Below are 3173 nucleotides of genomic sequence, written 5' to 3' on the forward strand. Positions count from 1 at the left end.
CGGTAACTATCGTCTTGAGTCCAACCCGGTAAGACACGACTTAACGCCACTGGCAACGGCCACTGGTAAGCAGGATGTGCGAGAGATGTAACGAGAGTTCTTGAAGTGGCGGCCTAACTGAGGCTACACTGAAAGGACAGTATTTGGTGACATGTCTCGCACAAGACTGTTACCACGGTTAGAGAATCTGCCAGGATTAACTAACCTTCGAAAAACCACCTGCCAGGGTGGTTTTTTCGTTTTTACAATAGTGAGATTACGACGAGACTGAATGAATCTCAAGATTTCATTTAGCCTGCCGCTCGATCATTCAAAGTTTTGAGGTAGCTTCATTGGGTCATGGTATCCAAGCTCTAAAAGCTTTATATGGTTCGGTGTCAGCCGCTGGAAATGAATAACCCAGTCAGAAACCTTGTATTTCCCATGAAACGTATCTTTAAAAACCGGATCGCCTAAATGAGCATGCCATAATTTGTTAGCTCTAGCATACTTCTCAATAGCTTCTTTGTTTTCGTAATGATCAGGCACTTTCCACGATGGCGATACTTTGCCAGTCCAAGCTGGATATCCTTTTAAAGGATCGCCAAAGAGATTGTATTTTTCAAAATGCTCAATGAAATCATCGATTTTATCGAGTGTTTTTGCAGAATATCTGGATGTGTAATAAAGGTTGAAGGTCTCAGAGAATGAGACAATATTCAATTGTGGATTTTGCGCGCCTGCTCCGCTGCCCATGCTCTTCTCTGCTCCCGACTTAGACCAGATGGCATTGTAACAGACTTCTCATTCGCTCTGGAAATCAACAGAGACAAGGATACGCCAAAAACCTCAATATCTTTAACAAGATCATGACGTTGTTCGGTTTTCATATCGCTAACTCCGTATCTAATTCAGGCAGGAAAAAATCTTTTCCTCGTTTTCAGAGTAGTCTTTTTTGGTTGCACAATAATGGCGCCAGTGTCACCCTATTCATATGAATATACCATATAATATATACTTTAAATATTTTGGGGCTTAGGAAAATCAATGACTTACTCCGTTAAGAATAAATGGAAAGCTGGCGGTTTGTCTCTTGGCTGGACAGCAGTGCCTACCGTATTGTTTTTTATACAAAACGAGAAAAAGCTAACTTCAGTGGCCTTTAACACACTACTTAACCTGATCGTTCACTGGTGGAGTTTGCAAGAGTGGCCGCATCCGTCAATGGAAAGTCTAGCCATACGTATGGGGGTTTCTGTACGGACTGTTCAGAGAGCTATCAATGATCTTGAAAAAGCTAATCTCTTGGACAAGAAACCAACATCGAAGAGTGATCGCCGATATGGTGGTCGCAATATTTATGATCTAACAAAGCTAGTTGACTACCTAGATACAATGGGTCCATCAGTAGCTGAACAAGTTAAGAAACCACGCCATAAAAAACCGGTATATACCGTAAGAAAAACGACAGCTTAAAAAAGCACAATGGAACTGAGCGCGAGCGATGCACGATAGCAAAACGATATATTACTTATTGCATTGGTCTTGGTAGCCCTGCTTCTGGCTAAACCACTGTCAGGAGTAATTGGCTTTGCCTGTAATGGGTTCATCGCTTCACAGTTAAAGTTATCGCATAGCTCATATATTTACCATAATCCCTTAATTGTACGCACCACTGAAACGCGCTGAACGCGATTCTGACGCAGACACCGCAAAAAGAGATGTTTTACCCCGGAAAAACAGGAAGGATGCGTCAGGATCGTTTTCAGCTCGCTGCATAGCTATGCATGAAAGCGAATGGTGATCACTTTGGGAGCTTACGGTGTTCATACCGTCAGTTTTCGACAGTTTTCTCTCCGGGAAGCTAATCTGCCATAAGCCTGGATAACAGGGCACGGTGATACTCCGTAATAGCGATCAGCACCTCCGCATACTCCCTGTCCCCGACACGCTTGCCGTCGATAAAGAGTTTTTTCTGTAACGCCCCCAGTCTCATAACTTCTTTCAGTACCCGATCATCAGTCAGTGAGTTAACTTTCTTACCGAGAGCTGCCGCCCGTAAAAAACCGGAAACGGTCTTGCCGCATTCAGCAGCCCTTTTTCTGATTTCCTGGTCTTCTTCTGCCGTCAGACGAACAGGGCGACTGATAGCCCGCCTGCGCGTATTACTTCCACTTCGTTTTGTCATAAAACATGGCTCCGTATCTGACATGGGTGTCGGGGCAAAGCCCTGACCAGGGCAATTGTAATAGCGTGCATGTATGCGCGGTATAACAATTGCACATCCTGTCCTGTCAGCAAGCTCGAATTACCGACAAAGGCACGGCAGTTTTTTGGCAGTGACAGTGTTGTCTGACAGAAATGCCCGTCAAAAAGCCAAGCGGCAGAATAGCGGCAGCAAAACAGTCGAAAAGTGGTACGCGATATAATCACACAACGCAGATGACAGACAGAACGGAGAAAACGAAAAGATGAATAAGCAGCAGCAAGCCGTACTCAACATGGCGGGATTCATAAAAAGTCAGAGCCTGACGCTGCTCGAAAAACTGGACGCACTCAATGCCGACGAACAGGCCGCCATGTGTGAGAAACTGCACGAACTCGCAGAAGAACTCCAGAACAGCATACAGACACGCTTTGAAGCGGAAAATCTTACCGGGATATAACGCATCCGGACAGGATGCAGAACGGCATAGAGGAGCGTAAGGAGAAAATGTCACATAAGGCGCTCTTCCGCTTCCTCGCTCACTGACTCGCTACGCTCGGTCGTTCGACTGCGGCGAGCGGTGTCAGCTCACTCAAAGGCGGTAATACGGTTATCCACAGAATCGGGGGATAAAACCGGAAAGAACATGTGAGCAAAAGACAAAGACCCAGAAGAAGGGCGCGCGGGAGGCGTTTTTCCATAGGCTCCGCCCCCCTGACGAGCATCACAAAAATCGACGCTCAAGTCAGAGGTGGCGAAACCCGACAGGACTATAAAGATACCAGGCGTTTCCCCCTGGAAGCTCCCTCGTGCGCTCTCCTGTTCCGACCCTGCCGCTTACCGGATACCTGTCCGCCTTTCTCCCTTCGGGAAGCGTGGCGCTTTCTCATAGCTCACGCTGTTGGTATCTCGGTTCGGTGTAGGTCGTTCGCTCCAAGCTGGGCTGTGTGCACGAACCCCCCGTTCAGCCCGACCGCTGCGCCTTATC

General features: G+C 46.9%; 5 protein-coding genes. 2 read left to right on the forward strand and 3 right to left on the reverse strand.

Features of this window, described 5'->3' with window-relative positions:
* Positions 1-306: 306 nt before the first annotated feature.
* Together HBM92_RS25005 and HBM92_RS25010 are read right to left on the reverse strand one after the other, a co-directional pair.
* Positions 307-735: a hypothetical protein gene (locus HBM92_RS25005; RefSeq protein WP_000534558.1), complete on the reverse strand. Its 429-nt coding sequence runs from the start codon at positions 733-735 to the stop codon at positions 307-309.
* On the reverse strand, positions 699-869 hold the full coding sequence (locus HBM92_RS25010; RefSeq protein ID WP_001531327.1) for a hypothetical protein: 171 nt from the start codon (positions 867-869) through the stop codon (positions 699-701). The genes HBM92_RS25005 and HBM92_RS25010 overlap by 37 nt, the downstream gene beginning before the upstream one ends.
* Before the next feature lie 157 nt (positions 870-1026).
* On the opposite strand from HBM92_RS25010, the gene HBM92_RS25015 reads away from it, so the two are divergent.
* Complete coding sequence (locus HBM92_RS25015) at positions 1027-1455, forward strand: helix-turn-helix domain-containing protein (protein WP_000222531.1); 429 nt, start codon at positions 1027-1029, stop codon at positions 1453-1455.
* A gap of 388 nt (positions 1456-1843) precedes the next feature.
* Here HBM92_RS25015 and mobA read toward each other — a convergent pair whose 3' ends face one another.
* Positions 1844-2167 carry a plasmid mobilization protein MobA gene (gene mobA / locus HBM92_RS25020; protein ID WP_000166966.1) on the reverse strand — a complete coding sequence of 108 codons (324 nt, stop codon included), beginning with the start codon at positions 2165-2167 and terminating at the stop codon, positions 1844-1846.
* A gap of 283 nt (positions 2168-2450) precedes the next feature.
* Between mobA and HBM92_RS25025 the strand changes: the two genes are divergently transcribed.
* Positions 2451-2645 carry a Rop family plasmid primer RNA-binding protein gene (locus tag HBM92_RS25025; RefSeq protein ID WP_001041622.1) on the forward strand — a complete coding sequence of 65 codons (195 nt, stop codon included), beginning with the start codon at positions 2451-2453 and terminating at the stop codon, positions 2643-2645.
* Positions 2646-3173 lie beyond the last annotated feature (528 nt).

Source organism: Escherichia sp. E.sYA108, assembly GCF_011754335.1.
Classification (GTDB): domain Bacteria; phylum Pseudomonadota; class Gammaproteobacteria; order Enterobacterales; family Enterobacteriaceae; genus Escherichia; species Escherichia coli.

Bases quoted from the DNA above. Each gene is read 5' to 3' on its own strand.
- HBM92_RS25005 (WP_000534558.1), bottom strand. From the start codon at position 735: ATGGGCAGCGGAGCAGGCGCGCAAAATCCACAATTGAATATTGTCTCA.
- HBM92_RS25010 (WP_001531327.1), bottom strand. From the start codon at position 869: ATGAAAACCGAACAACGTCATGATCTTGTTAAAGATATTGAGGTTTTT.
- HBM92_RS25015 (WP_000222531.1), top strand. From the start codon at position 1,027: ATGACTTACTCCGTTAAGAATAAATGGAAAGCTGGCGGTTTGTCTCTT.
- mobA (WP_000166966.1), bottom strand. From the start codon at position 2,167: ATGACAAAACGAAGTGGAAGTAATACGCGCAGGCGGGCTATCAGTCGC.
- HBM92_RS25025 (WP_001041622.1), top strand. From the start codon at position 2,451: ATGAATAAGCAGCAGCAAGCCGTACTCAACATGGCGGGATTCATAAAA.